12 protein-coding genes and 7 pseudogenes are annotated in these 15142 nt (G+C 74.1%); 7 read left to right on the top strand and 12 right to left on the bottom strand.

The features are described from left to right. Positions 1-149 precede the first annotated feature (149 nt). On the bottom strand, positions 150-308 hold the full coding sequence (locus UK94_RS64775; RefSeq protein ID WP_011605260.1) for a hypothetical protein: 159 nt from the start codon (positions 306-308) through the stop codon (positions 150-152). Positions 309-667: 359 nt separating this feature from the next. Between UK94_RS64775 and UK94_RS74990 the strand changes: the two are divergent. The 4 genes and pseudogenes from UK94_RS74990 to UK94_RS64755 form a co-directional block, all read left to right on the top strand. Beyond that, positions 668-819, top strand: a pseudogene (locus UK94_RS74990) (glutathione S-transferase); the annotation flags it as partial. 1 nt (position 820) lies between these two features. Beyond that, a partial coding sequence (locus UK94_RS64765; RefSeq protein WP_235489720.1) for a glutathione S-transferase C-terminal domain-containing protein occupies positions 821-1447 on the top strand: 627 nt, incomplete at its 5' end. Next, positions 1365-2173 (top strand): annotated as a pseudogene (locus UK94_RS76490) (hypothetical protein); the annotation flags it as partial. The gene UK94_RS64765 and the pseudogene UK94_RS76490, both read left to right, overlap by 83 nt. Position 2174: 1 nt before the next feature. Further along, on the top strand, positions 2175-2423 hold a 249-nt coding region (locus tag UK94_RS64755; protein WP_235489718.1), incomplete at its 5' end, for an OmpA family protein. A gap of 72 nt (positions 2424-2495) precedes the next feature. Here the strand turns inward: UK94_RS64755 and UK94_RS74985 are convergent. The 6 genes from UK94_RS74985 to UK94_RS24980 form a co-directional block, all read right to left on the bottom strand. Then, entirely contained in the window at positions 2496-2621 is a 126-nt protein-coding gene (locus tag UK94_RS74985) for a hypothetical protein (RefSeq protein ID WP_256789323.1), read from the bottom strand. A 57-nt stretch (positions 2622-2678) separates the two neighbouring features. Beyond that, a complete protein-coding gene (locus UK94_RS25000; protein ID WP_055751775.1) occupies positions 2679-3554 on the bottom strand; it encodes a Rieske (2Fe-2S) protein in 876 nt (291 codons plus the stop codon). Then, positions 3551-4063 carry a sigma-70 family RNA polymerase sigma factor gene (locus UK94_RS24995; RefSeq protein ID WP_235489764.1) on the bottom strand — a complete coding sequence of 171 codons (513 nt, stop codon included), beginning with the start codon at positions 4061-4063 and terminating at the stop codon, positions 3551-3553. The genes UK94_RS25000 and UK94_RS24995 overlap by 4 nt, the downstream gene beginning before the upstream one ends. A gap of 379 nt (positions 4064-4442) precedes the next feature. Beyond that, positions 4443-5081: a response regulator transcription factor gene (locus tag UK94_RS24990; RefSeq protein ID WP_041940701.1), complete on the bottom strand. Its 639-nt coding sequence runs from the start codon at positions 5079-5081 to the stop codon at positions 4443-4445. A 5-nt stretch (positions 5082-5086) separates the two neighbouring features. Beyond that, positions 5087-6151: a histidine kinase gene (locus UK94_RS24985; protein WP_095212982.1), complete on the bottom strand. Its 1065-nt coding sequence runs from the start codon at positions 6149-6151 to the stop codon at positions 5087-5089. A gap of 1 nt (position 6152) precedes the next feature. Continuing rightward, positions 6153-7130, bottom strand: coding sequence for a DUF418 domain-containing protein (locus tag UK94_RS24980; protein WP_235489761.1), 978 nt, complete (start codon positions 7128-7130; stop codon positions 6153-6155). 472 nt (positions 7131-7602) lie between these two features. Here UK94_RS24980 and UK94_RS76485 point away from each other — a divergent pair. Both UK94_RS76485 and UK94_RS64745 read left to right on the top strand, forming a co-directional pair. Next, a pseudogene (locus UK94_RS76485) lies at positions 7603-7851 on the top strand (phosphotransferase family protein); the annotation flags it as partial. A 1-nt stretch (position 7852) separates the two neighbouring features. Then, positions 7853-8490 (top strand): annotated as a pseudogene (locus tag UK94_RS64745) (phosphotransferase); the annotation flags it as partial. Between the two features lie 1827 nt (positions 8491-10317). Here UK94_RS64745 and UK94_RS64740 read toward each other — a convergent pair. The 5 genes and pseudogenes from UK94_RS64740 to UK94_RS64720 form a co-directional block, all read right to left on the bottom strand. Further along, complete coding sequence (locus tag UK94_RS64740) at positions 10318-10701, bottom strand: tetratricopeptide repeat protein (RefSeq protein ID WP_268761609.1); 384 nt, start codon at positions 10699-10701, stop codon at positions 10318-10320. Positions 10702-10766: 65 nt separating this feature from the next. Further along, a pseudogene (locus tag UK94_RS64735) lies at positions 10767-11010 on the bottom strand (tetratricopeptide repeat protein); the annotation flags it as partial. 1 nt (position 11011) lies between these two features. Continuing rightward, a pseudogene (locus tag UK94_RS64730) lies at positions 11012-11987 on the bottom strand (tetratricopeptide repeat-containing protein); the annotation flags it as partial. A gap of 1 nt (position 11988) precedes the next feature. Continuing rightward, a pseudogene (locus tag UK94_RS64725) lies at positions 11989-13312 on the bottom strand (hypothetical protein); the annotation flags it as partial. Position 13313: 1 nt separating this feature from the next. Further along, positions 13314-13503 (bottom strand): toll/interleukin-1 receptor domain-containing protein (locus UK94_RS64720; RefSeq protein ID WP_235489716.1); only part of this gene is annotated, 190 nt, incomplete at its 3' end. 490 nt (positions 13504-13993) lie between these two features. Here UK94_RS64720 and UK94_RS24950 point away from each other — a divergent pair. Then, positions 13994-15094: a winged helix DNA-binding domain-containing protein gene (locus tag UK94_RS24950; protein WP_055751768.1), complete on the top strand. Its 1101-nt coding sequence runs from the start codon at positions 13994-13996 to the stop codon at positions 15092-15094. Positions 15095-15142: the final 48 nt, after the last annotated feature.

Below are 15142 nucleotides of genomic sequence, written 5' to 3'. Positions count from 1 at the left end.
TTTCGCGGAGGCGCCGGCGAGAGCCCGGTCCCTGCCGCTGCGACCCGGCGCAGGGTCGGTATGACAGCGCCCCGCCGTCCCGCTCGGCCCGACGCAGGCTGGACCCGCGCCGAGTCCCCCCTCTGCGGCAGATGCTCCGCGCCGGACTCCTACGCCGTCGTCTTCGTCGACGACGACGGTTCACCCACGTCGGTCGGGGCCACGTTTCCCGGGCCGATGTCGGCGGAGATGTACGGCAGAATCGTGGGCGGCAGGTTCCGCGTCGTCCCCGCCGACCCGGCCCGCCTCGCCCCGTAGGGCACCGCCACGGGTCGCGCCTCGATGCCGCCGGCAGCCGGGAAGGTCGCCCCCTCGAAGACCGCCGCGGCCGGTATCTCTGCTCACCCGATCGGAATAGCGCAGAGCTCGTCGGCCTTGAGCAGGGCGGGCCCGTGATCGGCGTGGCCCCGCCAGCCGCGCCCCNAGGAGGACCCGGATGTCCCAGGCCACCNCCGTCTCCCAAACCACCACCGTCTCCCAGACCACCACCAGCGCCACCGGGACCACCAGCGCCACNGGGACCACGACGCCGGTGTACGCCAGCCCGACCGACGTGGCGACCTACGGCGAGTACACGATCAACCGCGATCCCNCGGACACCCGGCCGCTCTACCGGTTCGCCGGGCGGATCACCGCGGACGGGTCGAGTGGATTCCTGGCCGAGCCGGGCCGCTACCACATCTACTCCGGCTGGTTCTGCCCCTGGGCCCACCGCGTCCTGCTCGAACGCGCGTTGCACGGGCTCGAGGACGTCATCAGCGTCTCCTACGTCGACGGCAGNCGCGACGCCCGCGGCTGGGGGTTCCGCGAGAGCTACGGCCCGGACCCGGTCAACGGCTTCACCCTGCTGCGCGACGCCTACGAGCGCACCGAGCCGGGCTTCGACGGCCACGTCTCCGTCCCGACGCTGTGGGACCGCCAGACCGGTCAGGTCGTGTCCAACGACTTCACCAGCCTCGGCATCGACCTCGCCACCCAGTTCGGCCGCTGGTCGAACGGCGCCGACACCTACCCCGAGCACCTGCGCGCCGAGATCGCCGAGCTCGACTCCTGGATCGGCCCGGCGGTGAACCACGGGGCGCACCGGGCGGCCCACGACGACGACGTCCGCGCGACGCTGCTCGACGCGTTCGCGAAGCTCGACACCCGGCTCGCCGACGCCCCCTACCTGGTCGGCGGCCAACTGACCGAGGCCGACGTGCGCCTGTGGGTCTCCCTCGTCCGCTACCGCGGCCGCCGCCACGACCTGGCGGCTCTGCCGCCGCTGTCGGACTACCCGCACCTGTGGGCCTACGCCCGCGCCCTTTACCAGCTCCCCGCCTTCCGTGCGACGACCGACTTCGCCACCTTCACGGAGCCGGACGCCGTCCTGGCGGGCTGGGACGTCGCGCCCGGCGACGACGCGTAGCCGCCTCGGCACGGCAGCCGTCGCCGCAGCGCCGCGGCTGCCGTCGCCATACCGGCAGCACGCACGGCTGCCGTCGCTGTACCGCGCTTCTGTCAGCTATCCGGCAGCAGTGACCTTCCGGGGTCGACCGCGCGTAACCTCCCGCCCATCGAGGCACGTGGGGGCGGGTGTGAAGCGCAGGACCGTGGTTGCGTTGCCGGTGGCCGTCGCGGCCGGGTTGCTGTTCGCCGGTGGGTGCGGAGGTTCCCCGGGCTCGCGCGGGGACGCGTCGACGGCCCCGCGCACGCCGCGCGCCGCCGCGACAGCCCAGCCGGCGGCGAGCACGCCGTCGGCGGACCCGTCCGCGTCGGCGCTGCCGCCCGGAGCGCAGCCCGGTCTGCATGACGTCACCGGCGACGGCACGCCCGACCCCACGTGCGGCACCCAGGACTTCGGCGCCGGGCTGGTGCTGCGGCTGCCCTGCGGGGACTTCAGCCAGTACGCGCACACCCCGGAGGACGGGACGAGGCTGGTGGCGAACTCGCTCTACCGGCTGCCCGGGCCCGACGACGTCGACCTCACCGGCATCTCCGGCGAGAACCTCGCCGCCACCGACGCCGCGGGCCGCGAGACCTTCATCCTGATCTTCAACAGTGACGCCCTGTTCGACACCGGCAGCTTCGCCATCGGCAGCACCGACACGCTGGACGCGACCATCAGGCTGATCAACTCCCACTACGCCGGCGGNGACATCCAGGTGCGCGGCCACACCGACGCGACCGGATCGGCCGCTTCCAACCAGACCCTGTCGGAGCGACGGGCCGACACCGTCCGGCGCTACCTCGTCGATCACGGGACCCGGGCGGCCTCGGTCACCTCGGTCGGCCTCGGCAGCACCCACCCCCTGGCCGAGGAGGCCAACCCCGACGGCTCCCCCGACCCCGAGGGCCAACGCTTCAACCGTCGCGTCGAGCTCGTCGTCCGCCTCCACCAGTAGCCGAACCCGGCCGAAGGGCCAGGAGTCCGCAGGATGAGAGCGGTCTTGCGCGGGACGGCGTCCTGAACACGGCTACGTCGCGGTGCGGCGGGCCGCCTCGTCGGCGAGCGCGACCGCGAGGAGGCGGGTCAGCGCGGGCGTGTCCTGGGTGTCGAGCATCGTGATGTAGGCGGGTCGCCGAGTTCCCGATCGTGACACCGGGCCGGCAGACGGCGCTGCGGTGCAGGCGCCGGGAAGGGTGCACGCCCGGGGTGCTCAGGTGGGGGTGGGGGGCACGTAGACCTGCACGACGCCGTCGACCTCGCGGACGATGAGGCTGGGCAGCGGGCGCGGCGGGGTGCGGATCTTGTAGTTCACGACCTCACCGGCCAGGGAGAAGGCCATGCGGTGGCAGGGGCAGTTCAGCCGCTGCTGCGCCGGGTCCAGGGCCAGCCGGCAGCCCTGATGCGTGCAGATGCCCGACGTCGCGCGGACGCGCCCGCCGGTCCGCCGCACGAACCCGACCACGGTGCCGGTGTCGAAGGCCCGCACGCCGCCCTCGGGCAGGTCCGGCGTGGTGGCGACGGTCCGCCAGATGCCGGCCGCGGGAACCAGGGTGCCGCCGGGCCCGGCCGCCGGCTCCGGTCCGGCCACCGCCGGGTCCGCCCGGTCACCGCCGCCGGGGCCACGCTCGCCGACAGCCCGATCCACCCCGGCCCCGATCGCCGCCGAGCCGGCCGCGAGCGAGGTGACCTGGACGAACCGGCGCCGCGTACCACGTCGCCGCCCCGCGCCCGCCCCACCGCCGGCCGCGATGCCCGACGCGGCCCGGTCCGACGCGGCCCGGTCCGACGCGGCCCGGTCCGAGGCCGCGCTGTCTGAGGCGGCCCGGTCCGAGGCGGCCCAGGCAGGGCCGGCCTGGTCACGGGCGGCCTCGTGGGAGCTGGTCTGGTCGGAAAGGGCCTGGTCGGCGAGACGCCGGTGCAGCCGGGCGACGAACTCCTCGCTCGGCACGTCGCTGCCGGGTCGGGCTGCCCGCAGCGTGATCGCCGCGCGCAGGGCGGCGGCGTCCTGCGGGCCCGCGTCGAACCGCCTGGGCCGCCGGTGGCCGAGGAGGTCCTCGACGAACCGGCGCAGTCCCCGCCCGCTCACGGGGTCATCTCGTCGCCGAGCCGGGCCGCCTGGCGCAGCGCGCGGTGCTGAAGAACCTTCGCGTTCCCGACCGTGATCCCGAGCTCGTCGGCGGCCTCCCGCAGCGTGCACGCCTCCAGGAACCGCAGCCGCAGGATGCGGGCGTACCGGTCGGGCAGCGCGGCCAGGATCGCCTCCGCGCGGGCGGGGTTGTCCCGCGCCGGGCCGACCGGGGCGCCCACGGTGGCGAACATCGTCTGAGCGAAATCCTCGTCGAGCGTCGTGACGGCGACTCCCAGGGTGCGCCGCCAGTGCGCGGCGAGCACCGTCCGGGCCGTCGCGACCAGGTACGCCCGCACCTCACCGACGCTAGCCGACACCCGCAGGGGACGCAGCGCCGCCATGAACACCTCGGCCGTCAGGTCCTCGGCGTCCGGACGGTTCCCCACCTTCGCGAACATGATCTTATACACCCGCTCCACGTTGTCGCGATAGATCTCCTCCCAGCCGGGATAGACGTCATCGGACACCACCCGCAACCGCGGCGGGTCAGGACGCGACAACACGCCGACGCCAGCGCCGCCGCCCCGGCCGGTTCCGACGCCGGTTCCGGCTCGGCCACCCTCGCCACCCAGGTCACCGCCGTCACAGCCGCCACAGCCGTCGCCCGACGCGCCGCCGCCGGTGCCGCCGACCGCCTCCTCCTCCGCCAGGGTGCGTCGTCGGATCCACGCCCGACCACCCGCCACCGGTCGCCACCGCCTCACAGCTCGCCATCGTCGCCGATCTCTCGCCTCACCCGTACAGATAGACGGCAGGGTTACACCTCGGCACGACCACTGCGGATGGGCGGGTCGGCGGCGCGCACGGGCCCGAACCTCGGCCCGTGCATCCCGGCGCGGGCAGGCGCTACCCCTCCAGGTAGGCGAGGACGGCGAGCACCCGCCGGTTGTCGTCCTCGGACGGCTGCAGTCCGAGCTTGGTGAAGATGCTGGCCGTGTGCTTGCCGACCGCCTTCTCGGTGATCACCAGGCTGGCCGCGATCGCCGCGTTCGAGCGGCCCTGGGCCATGTGGGCGAGCACCTCGCGCTCCCGCGGGCTGAGCCGGTCCAGCGGCCGGCGGCGGCTGTCGAGCAGCTTCGCCACGACGCTCGGGTCGAGCGCCGTGCCGCCGGCGGCGACGCGCCGCACCGCCGCGATGAACTGCCCGACATCCGAGACCCGGTCCTTGAGCAGGTAGCCGATGCCGCCGAGCCCGTCGGCCAGCAGCTCCCGGGCGTAGAGCTGCTCGACGTACTGGGACAGCACGAGCACCGGCAGGCCGGGAACCTGCTGGCGGGCGGCGAGCGCCGCCCGCAGGCCCTCGTCGGTGTGACCGGGTGGCAGGCGGACGTCGACCACCGCGACGTCCGGGCGCAGCGCGACGAGATCCCGCACGAGCTGCGGACCGTTGTCGACCGCCGCGACGACCTCGAAGTCGTGCGCCTGGAACAGCCGGATGAGCCCGTCGCGCAGCAGGGTCAGATCCTCGGCGAGCACGATGCGCAGCCGGCTCACGGCAGGCGGCCCGGACCGTGGGGCACGGTGATCGTGATGACGGTGGGCCCGCCCGGCGGGCTGTCGAGGTCGAGCCGGCCGTCGAACGTCTCGAGCCGGCGCCTGACGCCGCGTAGCCCCAGCCCCGCCGCGGGGTCGGCGCCGCCGATCCCGTCGTCGGTGACGACGATCCGCAGAACGGCCCCGTCGTGCCGCAGGCTGATCCCGCCGGCCGTGGCCTGGCTGTGCTTGACGGCGTTGGCGAGACACTCGGCGGTGGCGAAGTAGGCGGCCGACTGCACCGCCGCGGGCAACTGCGCCGGGGCGTCGCCGTCGACGGTCACCGGCAGCGCGAGGTCCAGGGCGAGGGCCCGAAGCGCGCCGGCGAGGCCGCGGTCGGCAAGCACCGCGGGGTGGATGCTGTGCATGACGGTACGCAGGTCGTCCAGGGCGCTGACCGCGGTGGACCGGGCCTCTCGCTGCAGCCGCGCGGTCGCCTCGGGGTCCGCGCGGACCAGGTCCTCCGCCATGCCGAGGCTGAGCGCGAGGGAGACCATGCGCGCCTGGGCACCGTCATGCAGATCCCGTTCGACCCTCGCGAGTTCCGCGGCCTGCCCGTCCAGCGCCGCGCGCCTGGTGTGCGCCAGGACGGCGACCCTGGTGGTGAGCTCCTGCTCCCGCCTGTCCGGCAGGCGGCTGACCACCCAGACATACCCGCAGAAGAGGATCGACCACGCGGTGATGCTCCACAGCGGCCAGAAGTACCCACCCCCGGACAGCGCCCACACCGTCACGTCGACCGGCACGATGAGCACCAACACCGCTCGCCCGGCCGCGAGTCGGCGCCGCCGGCCCGGCGGTTGGCGCCGTGTCCAACCCAGGAGGAACGCGGCGGCAGCGGTGGTGGCGACCCCGAACCAGACCCATCGAGGCCAGAAGTAGCCGCCGCCGGCCACCGCCCACGCGATCGCGACCGCCGCGCACACCACCACGGCGACCACGGCGACCACGGACACCGCGGCCACCGCCGGGGCGGTCGGGACCCGCGGGTCGGCCGTCGACCGCCCCGCCGTCCCGCTCACCTCACACCGCCCGGTGCGCGGGTCGCGCGGGGACGCCGTAGGCGATGCGGCGCAGCACCGTCTCGGCCGGCCCCCGGCGGCCGCGCCGATCCATCGCGTAGGCCCACCCCACCGACCCGGTCCAGACGAGCAGGCCGGCGACGGTGGCGACGTAGGTGGAACCGCCGAGGTCGAGCGCCCACCGGGAGAACAGTGCCAGCCACGCCACCGACTGGGCCAGGTAGGCCGTCAGCGACCGCTGTCCCAGCGCCGCCACGGCGTCCACGCAGCGCACGGCCCGATCCGAGCGTGGGTGCCGCGGCCGGGCCAGTCGTGCCGCCGCGAGGCCGAACAGGGCCACGTAACCGGGGCCGGCATACTCGCCCGTGACCGCGTGGAGCCACGACATGCGGTGCACTGTACCCGCGTCGACATGCGCGATACCGGCCGAAACGAAGGCGTACGGCAGCGCGCCGACGATGGCGACACCCAGGCCGGCGCAGGCGACCCGACGCAGGAGCGGCCGGTGCGCGGCCGGGTCCTCGAGGATGCGCCGCCGCGCCGCCCAGATGCCCAGCCAGACGATGACGATGAAGGGAATCACGGTCGCGGTGTGGACGGGCCACTCGGCGAGCCGGTCGAGGACCGAGCGCCCGTAGGACGACGCCGCCAGCGACGGGTCGGCCGCGTTGGTCAGCGTCGCAGGTCCCCGTCGCCACCGCAGGACGACCGCCACCGCGACGGCCGCCGCCTCCAGCGTCTGGATCCCCCAGAGCCAGAGCACGAGCCGGTGGAAGCGGTCGCCTCGAGGGAGCAGGACACAGGTCGCGACGATGCCGACGATGCCGTAGGCACCGAGGAAGTCGCCGAAGTAGAGCAGCGTCGCGTGCACGAAGCCGAATCCGACGAGGCAGGCGTTGCGGCGCAGCAGAATGCGCCGTCCGCCGTCGGGATCGGTCGCCCGGCGGCGGGCCAGTTGGACGAGGCTGTAGCCGAACATGACCGCGAAGACCGGGTACGCCCGGCTGTTCACCAGCGTGATCATCAGGAAGTCCACGACCCGCTCCGCGCCATGCGGCGTGCTGTCGATGCCGGGCTGGCCGGCGAAGGCGCAGTTCCCGGCGTTGGCGAGCGCGATAAACAGTAGCATCGCGCCGCGGGCCAGGTCGGGGGCCAGCGCGCGCTGCGGGGAGTGCCGGGGTCCGGGCGGGGCGGCCGTCGCGGGAGGCGTCTGCGTCATGNCCCTCAGACTCGTGGCGCCCGGNCACCGCCACGAGGGGCCTGGACACCCTCTTCGGCGGGGGCCTGAACCCCCTGCGCACTCGGACAGGTCCATCCGTGATGCGCNCATCCGGCGTGACATCCGGTGCCAGGACGCTCATGATGACCTTTCGCGATGAAGCGGGGAGGTCGGGTTGTCTGCATCCGGCGAAGGACACGGCGAGTGGATAACCGGCTGGTTGGAACGTGAGGTGGGCGGGAAGGTCGTCCGCATCGAGCGGCAGGCGCGGTGGCGCCCGGCCTGGTGGGTCGACGTCGAACGCGACGGCGAGATCCTGCCCCTGTATGTGCGGGGCGAGCGGGTCGACTCGCCGTCGGCGTTCCCGCTCCGGCACGAGATGCGTTTCCAGTCGGTCCTGCAGGAGCACGGCATTCCGGTGCCGGCCGTGTACGGCTGGTCGGAGGAGCCCCGGGCGTATGTGATGGCGCGCGTCGAGGGANGGGACTCCTTCGAGGGGGTGCCGGACGACGAACGCCGCCGGGCGATGGAGGACTACATCGACATTCTCGTCCGGCTGCACGCGCTCGACGTGGCGCCGTTCGTCGACGCGGGCATCGTGCGCGCCGGTCCCGGCGAGGATCCCGGCGCGGTGGGCCTGCGGCACTTCGAGGACAGTGCCTACCGGAAGCTGAAGAAGCGGCCCGACCCCTTCCAGGAGTTCGTGCTGGGTTGGCTGTCACGGCATCGTCCCGACTCCCGCGGCCGCGAGTCGGCCATCGTCTGGGACGCCGGCCAGCTGCTGCATTCCGACGGTCGCATCACCGCGCTGCTCGATCTGGAGTTCGGGCACGTCGGCGACCCCATGCAGGATCTCGGGGGCATGTGGGTGCGCAGCCCGTTCGTCGCCCTCGGCGACCTCGCCCCCCTCATGCGCCGCTACGAGGAGCGCAGCGGCACCGCGGTGGACCTCCAGGCCGTCCACTACCACTACATTCTGTGGGCCCTGTCGAACCAGCTCGAGTTCCACTCCGTGCTCGCCGACCCGGTGCCCGGCACGGACTACATGCTCAACCTGCACTGGTGCATCGAGACCAACCTGATGGCGCTCGAGGGAATCGCCACCGTCGTCGGGGTGGACNTCGTGGAGGTGGACGAACCCGAGCCGGTNGGGTCGGCCTACGGCCCGGCGCACCGNCATCTGACCCGCTCCCTCGAGCGGCAGGACCTCGGCGCCGGCGCGCAGCGGTACCACAACCGCATGTCCGTGCGGCTCGCCCGACACCTGCAGCGGATCGACGAGATCGGGGCCGCGGTCGTCGCCGCGGACCTCGACGACACGGCCGCCCTGATCGGTCGGCGCCCGCGGTCCTGGGCGAACGGCNAGCGGGAGCTGGAGGACTTCGTCCTCGCCGACGACGGCCGCCACGACGCCGAGCTCGTCGCGCTGTTCCACCNCCGCCTCCACCGGGCCCGCATGCTCAACGGCCCGGCGGGATCGTGGATCACCCAGCACCGAAACGTCGCGCAGCCCAGCCTGTAGGGACCGCCACGATCGTCAAGGCCGGGTCTCCCGGAGCCGGACTCGGAGCACGTGATCAATCCCCCGGGCCGGGGCTGTGATCGGGGCCGGGGCTGTGATCAGGGCCGGGGCCGGGGCCGGGGCTGTGGTGGGGTCGGGGTCGGGGTCGGAGGTTAGCGACGGTTCGTCAGGCGGCGCGGCGGGAGCTGGACAGAACGGCGCGGATCATCGGGATCTGCAGCGGCAGGCGAGCCCACATGGCGGCGGCCCGAGCGACGTCGCGGGGCCGGCCGCCGCTGCGGCGGGCCTTGGCCGTCGCGTCGAGCGCCGAGTGCAGGTTCCCCGGCCACACCCCGACGAGCAGGGCGGCGCTGGCCGGTCCCGCCCACCGGGCCTTCGTCAGCAACCCGGCCGCGCAGACCAGTTCGGCGACGCCGCTGGCGTAGACGACCGCCCGGGGACCGGGCAGCGCCCGGGGGATCAGCGGCTCGAAGACGGNGGGACGCACCAGGTGCGTCACCCCGCTGACCAGGAAGGCCCCGCTCATCAGCAACGGGCCGGGCGGGGTGAATCGTGAAGACGTCACGCGTCCCATCGAACCATCGCGGGGTCCCGCAGGTCGCCGGNCACGACGAGGACCCAGCCAGCANCCGCGCCGCAGCCACGTGCCGATCCCGACCCTCTCTCCCCCGACCCCTCACTCCCCCGACCCGCAGCACTTCCCCCGCCCGCAGCACTCCTCCCGCACCCGAAGCACTCGCCCCGCCCGCAGCGCTCCCCGCCCGCAACCCCGGGCCCTCTCGTCAGTCCAGGCCGACNCCGACCGCCCCTCGTCCGTCTGACCCTCGGCCGCCCGACAGACCGGCCGCAGTGGGATCATTACCGGCGGTGCCAGCCACAGGGAGGATCTCCGTGTCCAGTTCCCCGACCGACCCCGGCCCCGACGAGGCTCCCGAGGCCGACCGGGACGCCGTCCCGTCCCCGCCGGCCGACCATGGTGGCGCCGGCCCCGAGCCGGCCGATCCACCGCGGGGCGGTTCCGCGGAACCGCCGGATGCGTCGTCCGCGGCCCACCCGCCGCTACGCCCGGTCGACTGGGACGGCTCGTTCACCCGCACCTGGCAGTCCCGCGACGACAACGACCTGGCGAATCGCCTCTTTGATGAACACGAATTCGAGTTGGAGCAGCGAGAGCTTGACCAGACGATGGCCGAGCTGGTGGACAAGCTGAAGGCAGACTCGGATGCGCGGGAGGCGCAGGCTCGTGAAGAGNGGGAAAGGGATCGCGCGACGCGTGAGTGGCGTGCTGGCGACGATTCGAGGTCCCGTCTGTTCGACAAGTTAGGGAGGCTCGACCGTTCGTCCGATGAGGCGGAGGCGGACTCCCCGGACGGTGATGGCAACGGGTCCCCGGAGACGCGTTGACGGGCAGCCATAGCCGGCTGGTTAAGGGCCCAGACGGGAGTAGCCGGCTTCGGTAGACGGCGGCCGTTCGGGCATATGTGGCCGTTCGGCTGCGGGTGGCCTGTTGGCGTCCGACTGGCGGGTGGTGTCGGTGAGAGCGCGGCGGAAGCGAATCGTGTCAGGGTGATAGGGGCCGTGGTCACGCATGGCGTCGGTAAGAGCGTCGCGATAGAGGGGCGCGGCGTCGGCGTGCCGGCCGGCTTGGCGGTAGGTGTCGGCGAGTGTGGTCCGGCTGGCGCGGGTTTCGGGATGGTCCGGACCGAGAGTGTGGGTCCGGATGGCGTGGACGCGTTCGTCGAGGTCCACGGCCTGGGTTAGCCGGCCGGTCTGGCGGCACACCTCGGCGAGGCCGGTGGCTGTGCGCAGGGTTCGTTCGTCGGCGACGCCGTCGTTTCGGGCNCGTGTGGCGAGCTGGCGTTCGAGGTGGTGGNGAGCCGCCTCGGGCTGCGCGGTCGCCTGATAAAGAGTCGCGAGCTTGCCTCGGACCTCCATGGCGCGCGGGTCCGCGTGGCCGAGGAGACGTTCGTGGCGGTCGAGGACACGTTCGAGGTGAGGGGCAGCGTCGCCCGGTCGGCCGTTAGCGAGGTAGGCCACGGCGAGCTGTTCCCTGCTTCGAGTGGTCTTTGGGTGGTCGCGGCCGAGAACGCGTTCACGTCCGGTCAGGGCACGGTCGAANAGGGACACGGCCATGTCTGGACGTCCGGCTGAGCGATGGGTGCGGGCAAGGGCGTGGACGCTGTCGAGGGTGCGGGCATGGTTGGGTCCTAGAACACGCTCGCGGCCGGTAAGTGCCACGTCGAGTTCGTGTGCGGACTCGACTACGCGGCCGGCCTGGCGGTAGGTGACGCCGAGTTGGTGGCGGCTGTCGAGCGTGTGGGGGTGGTCCGGGCCGAGGACGCGTTCGCGGGCGGTGAGGGTGGGTTCGGCGTGGGCGACGGCGTCGCCGGTGGCGCCGATGCGTCGGTAGGTGGCGGCGAGTTGGTGGCGGGTCGTGAGGGGGTCGACGGGGTCGGCGCCGAGGAGGCGTTCGCGGTCGGTGAGGGTGGGTCGCAGGATGCGAGTTGCGTCGTCGCCGCGGCCGGCGTCGTCGAGGGCGGCGCCGAGGCGGTGGCGGCTTTCCAGGGTGGCGGGATGGTCGGGGCCGAGGACGCGGTGGCGGTCGGCGAGGTTCTGCTGGAACAGGTCGGTGGCGTGGTCGAGGTGGCCGGCCTGCTGGTAGGCGCGGGCGAGGGTTTCGCGGCTGGTGAGGGTGTCGGGGTGGTCGGGGCCGAGGAGGCGTTCGCGGTCGGTGGCGTTGCGTTCGGCCAGCGGGCCGGCGACGGCAAGGTGGTCGGCGTTGAGGGCGGCGCGGATGTGGGTTTCGCGGGCGGTGAGGGTGTCGGGATGGTCGGCGCCGTCGAGGCGTTCGTGGGCGGCGACCGCCCGGGCGGCCAGCGGCTCGGCCTGCTCCGGGTGGCCCTGTTCGGTGAGGTAGGCGGCGGCGTGCTCGGCGAGCCAGGCGGTGTGGGGTGTGTCGGCGGTGGAGTCGGTGGCCTCGACGGTGCCGAGGACGTGCGGGAGGAGTTCGCGCCAGGCCGGCCAGGCCTGCGGGTTGGCGATGACATCCTCGGGCAGGGTCGCGTGCAGCGTCCGGCCGAGCGTGGCGGCGAGCCNGTCGGCGTGCTCGGCGCTCGTGTCGGCGCGAACGGCCGCGCGGACCAGGGGATGCACGGCCAACGCGAAGCCGTCCCGATGGGCGAGACCGGACCGTTCCAGGGTCGCCACGGTGTCGGCCAGCTCCAGCGGGTCGCCCGCGACCGCGCGCAGCGCCCCGCCGTCGATCGCCTCCGGGTCGGCCGCGAGCAGCCGCAGCGGCAGCGGCGCGGAGCCGTCGCCGTGCGCCGCGAGACGCAGCAGCTCACCGGCGGCCGGCGCGTCCGCTTCCAGGCGGCGCAACGGCTCCGCCCACAGCGTCGCCGCGGTGACCCCGGGCCGGCCGGGCACCTCGCCCTGCCCGAGCACGACCGCCGGCCGCTCGATCAACGCCGCCAGGTACGTCTCCGCCGGCGCCCGGGCCTCGCGGATGCGATGCGCCGCCTGATCGAGAGCAAGGGGATGATCACCGAGCCGGTCCGCGATCCGTCCGGCGACGGTCCGCTCGACCGCCGGGAGCCGGTCGGTGAGCAGGGCCACCGACTCCGCCCGTTCCATCGGCCCGAGTGGGACGACCACCCCGGCGTCATCCCAGCCGTCGATGCGCGACGTCACCAGGATCCGACCCGCCCCGCTCGACGCCCGCAGCCAGCCGGGCAGCTCGCCGGGGCCGGCCGCGTCGTCGAGGACGAGCAGCCAGCGGCCGTCCGCGGCATCGAGCCGGGCCAGGACCGCCGCCGGTTCCGCCTGCGCCGGCAGGCCGAGGGCGGGGGCGAGCGCCCGCACCCGTTCACCGACCAGCTCCGGGCGCCCCGCCGGCACCCACCACACCGCGTCGAACCCCCTCCGCTGCTGGTGGACGTACTCGACGGCCAGACGCGTCTTGCCGATTCCCGCCAGTCCCGTCACGGCGACCAGCCCGCCGTCACGCCCCATCGCCTCGTCGAGGCGGCCCAGCGCCGGCGCCCGACCGACGAACCGCGCCGCCACCCGCGGCACGTTCCACACCGCCGGCAACTCCCCGGGAAACACCACCCCGCCAGAGGCGCCCTGGCGGTCCGGGAGCCTCCGACCGTCCCCCGCCTCACCGAGAGTCGCCCCACCGCGCGCCGTCTCGCCCCACCCCACCGCGCCCCGCCCCGCCTCGCCGGGCGGTGCCTCACCGCGCGTCGCCGCGAGCAGCATGGTCTGCGCGGCGAGCGGGCTGCGGCCGATCAGGTCGATCGGGACGAGCTGGCCGAGCAGGCCGGGAATCGGCCGGTCCGTCACCCGCGCGACCAGCAGTCGGCGCTCGCCGCCCATGATCCGCGGGGACCAGGCCGCGCCCCACTCCGCCGGCGCCGTCNGCGAGTCCAGGTAGCCGTCCGAGACCACCGCGATGGTGTGGCTTGCCCGCCGCGTCACCCCGTCCAGCCAGGAAACCCGATGGGTGCCGGGCACCGCATCCCAGGCGCCGAGCTGGACGCGATGCCCGGCGTCCTCCAGCGTCGCCGCGATCCACTCAGCCCAGCCGAGCCCGTCCGCGGCGCAGGACACGAAGACATCGAGAGCGCGACCATCGCCCCCGCCCGTCACCCGAACAGGATGACACAGTCACCCAAACCACTCGATCCCGACGTGACGTCCGATCGGCGGGGTCGCCACCGGAGGACGTGCTGTCGCGGGACCGCACCTCAGCGGGGGTCCCCGAACCCGCCCCGCTGATCGGCAGCTGTCAGGAGTGGCGGTAGGGGAGAAACGTGCCGCTCATCGCGATGTTCACCCGGTCGCCGGCCGTGTCGGGCTCCGACCGAGCGCAGGTGCTGGACGGTGTAGCCGTTGCGACCGCGGTTGCGCAACTCGCCGCCAGGTCGAGCATGTCCGCCAGGGCGATCTCCGCGCCCGCGTCGGCGAGCGAGCCGGCGATCAGAACCGTCTTCGCGACTCGGACATGACGATTTTCCCTCGAGCAGTCCGGCGGAAGACGACGCAGGCCCTCCTCGCGATGGACGCCCGAACTGTCGGAGGCCGCGTCTACCCTGGTCCCATGGTCGACGCGGTCACGCGGGCGGAGGTCCTGGCCTTCCGGGCGCGCGCCCAGCAGCTCGACAGCGCGTCCACCGCGCTGGCCGACGCGGCCGTCCTGGACTTCGGCGTCCAGGACACCGGTCCCGACGGCGGCCGGTGGGCACTGGCGGTGCGCGGGGTCGACGTTCCGGCCGAGGGCGGCGACGAGCTCGCGACGGTCTGGACGCTGCGCGGGGCACCGCACCTTTACCGCCGAGGCGATCTGCCCGCCGTCGCCGCGGCCGTCGAGCCCTTCTCCGAGGTCGACGCCGCACGACGCATCTTCGATGCGGCCAAGCCGCTGCGAGCCGCCGGCATCAGCCCGCTGACCGCGCTGGACGTCGTCGCCGCGGCGATGCGCGAGCTGGTCACCGGCCCGATGGGCAAAGGCGAGGTGTCGGGCCGGCTGGCGGAGGTGATGGACGAGCCGTACCTGCGGGCCTGCCGGTCCTGTCAGGCCACTCACCTCTACGAGCAGCCGTTCCGGCTGGCCGCGCTGCGCGCCGGCCTGGAGCTGGCGGCCGGCACCTCTCCCCCGGTCCTGCAGCCCCTTCCCGGGTTCACCCGCGCCGCCTCGGTGCCCGAGCGGTTCGACGTCGTCCGCGCCTGCCTACGGCTGCTCGGCCCGGCGACCCCGAAGCAGGTGGCGGAGCTCCTCGACTCCCCGGTGAAGGAGGTGAAGGCCCGCTGGCCGGCGGACGCCGTCGAGGTGGCCGTCGGCGGTGAGTCCCGGTGGGTGCTGGCCGCCGACGAAAAGCGGCTGGCCGCGGGGCCGGTGCGCACCGTCCGCCTGCTGGGGCCGTTCGACCTGTTCCTGCAGGCCCGGGACAGGTCGGTGCTGGTCGGCGATCAGGCACGGGCGAAGGCCCTGTGGCCGGTGCTGGGCCGCCCCGGCGCCGTGCTCGTGGACGGCGAGATCGCCGGCCTGTGGCGCCCCCGCGCGTCGGGCGCGAAGCTGCGGCTGCTGGTGACCCCGTGGCGGCCGGTCCCACCGGCCCTACGCGCGTCGATCACCGACCAGGCCGAGCGGCTCGCCGCATTCCGCCAGGCCCGGCTCGTCAGCGTCGACTTCGACGACTGACTCCGGACGACTGACTCCGGCAGCTGGGCCCGGCGGCTGGGCCCGGCG

Source organism: Frankia sp. AvcI1 (genome assembly GCF_001420875.1).
In the GTDB taxonomy this organism is placed as follows: domain Bacteria; phylum Actinomycetota; class Actinomycetes; order Frankiales; family Frankiaceae; genus Frankia; species Frankia alni.
This window is presented reverse-complemented; position numbering and strand designations above follow the sequence as displayed.

Coding starts and splice junctions, on each gene's coding strand:
- UK94_RS24980 (WP_235489761.1), bottom strand. CDS start 7,130: ATGTTCGGCTACAGCCTCGTCCAACTGGCCCGCCGCCGGGCGACCGAT.
- UK94_RS24950 (WP_055751768.1), top strand. CDS start 13,994: ATGGTCGACGCGGTCACGCGGGCGGAGGTCCTGGCCTTCCGGGCGCGC.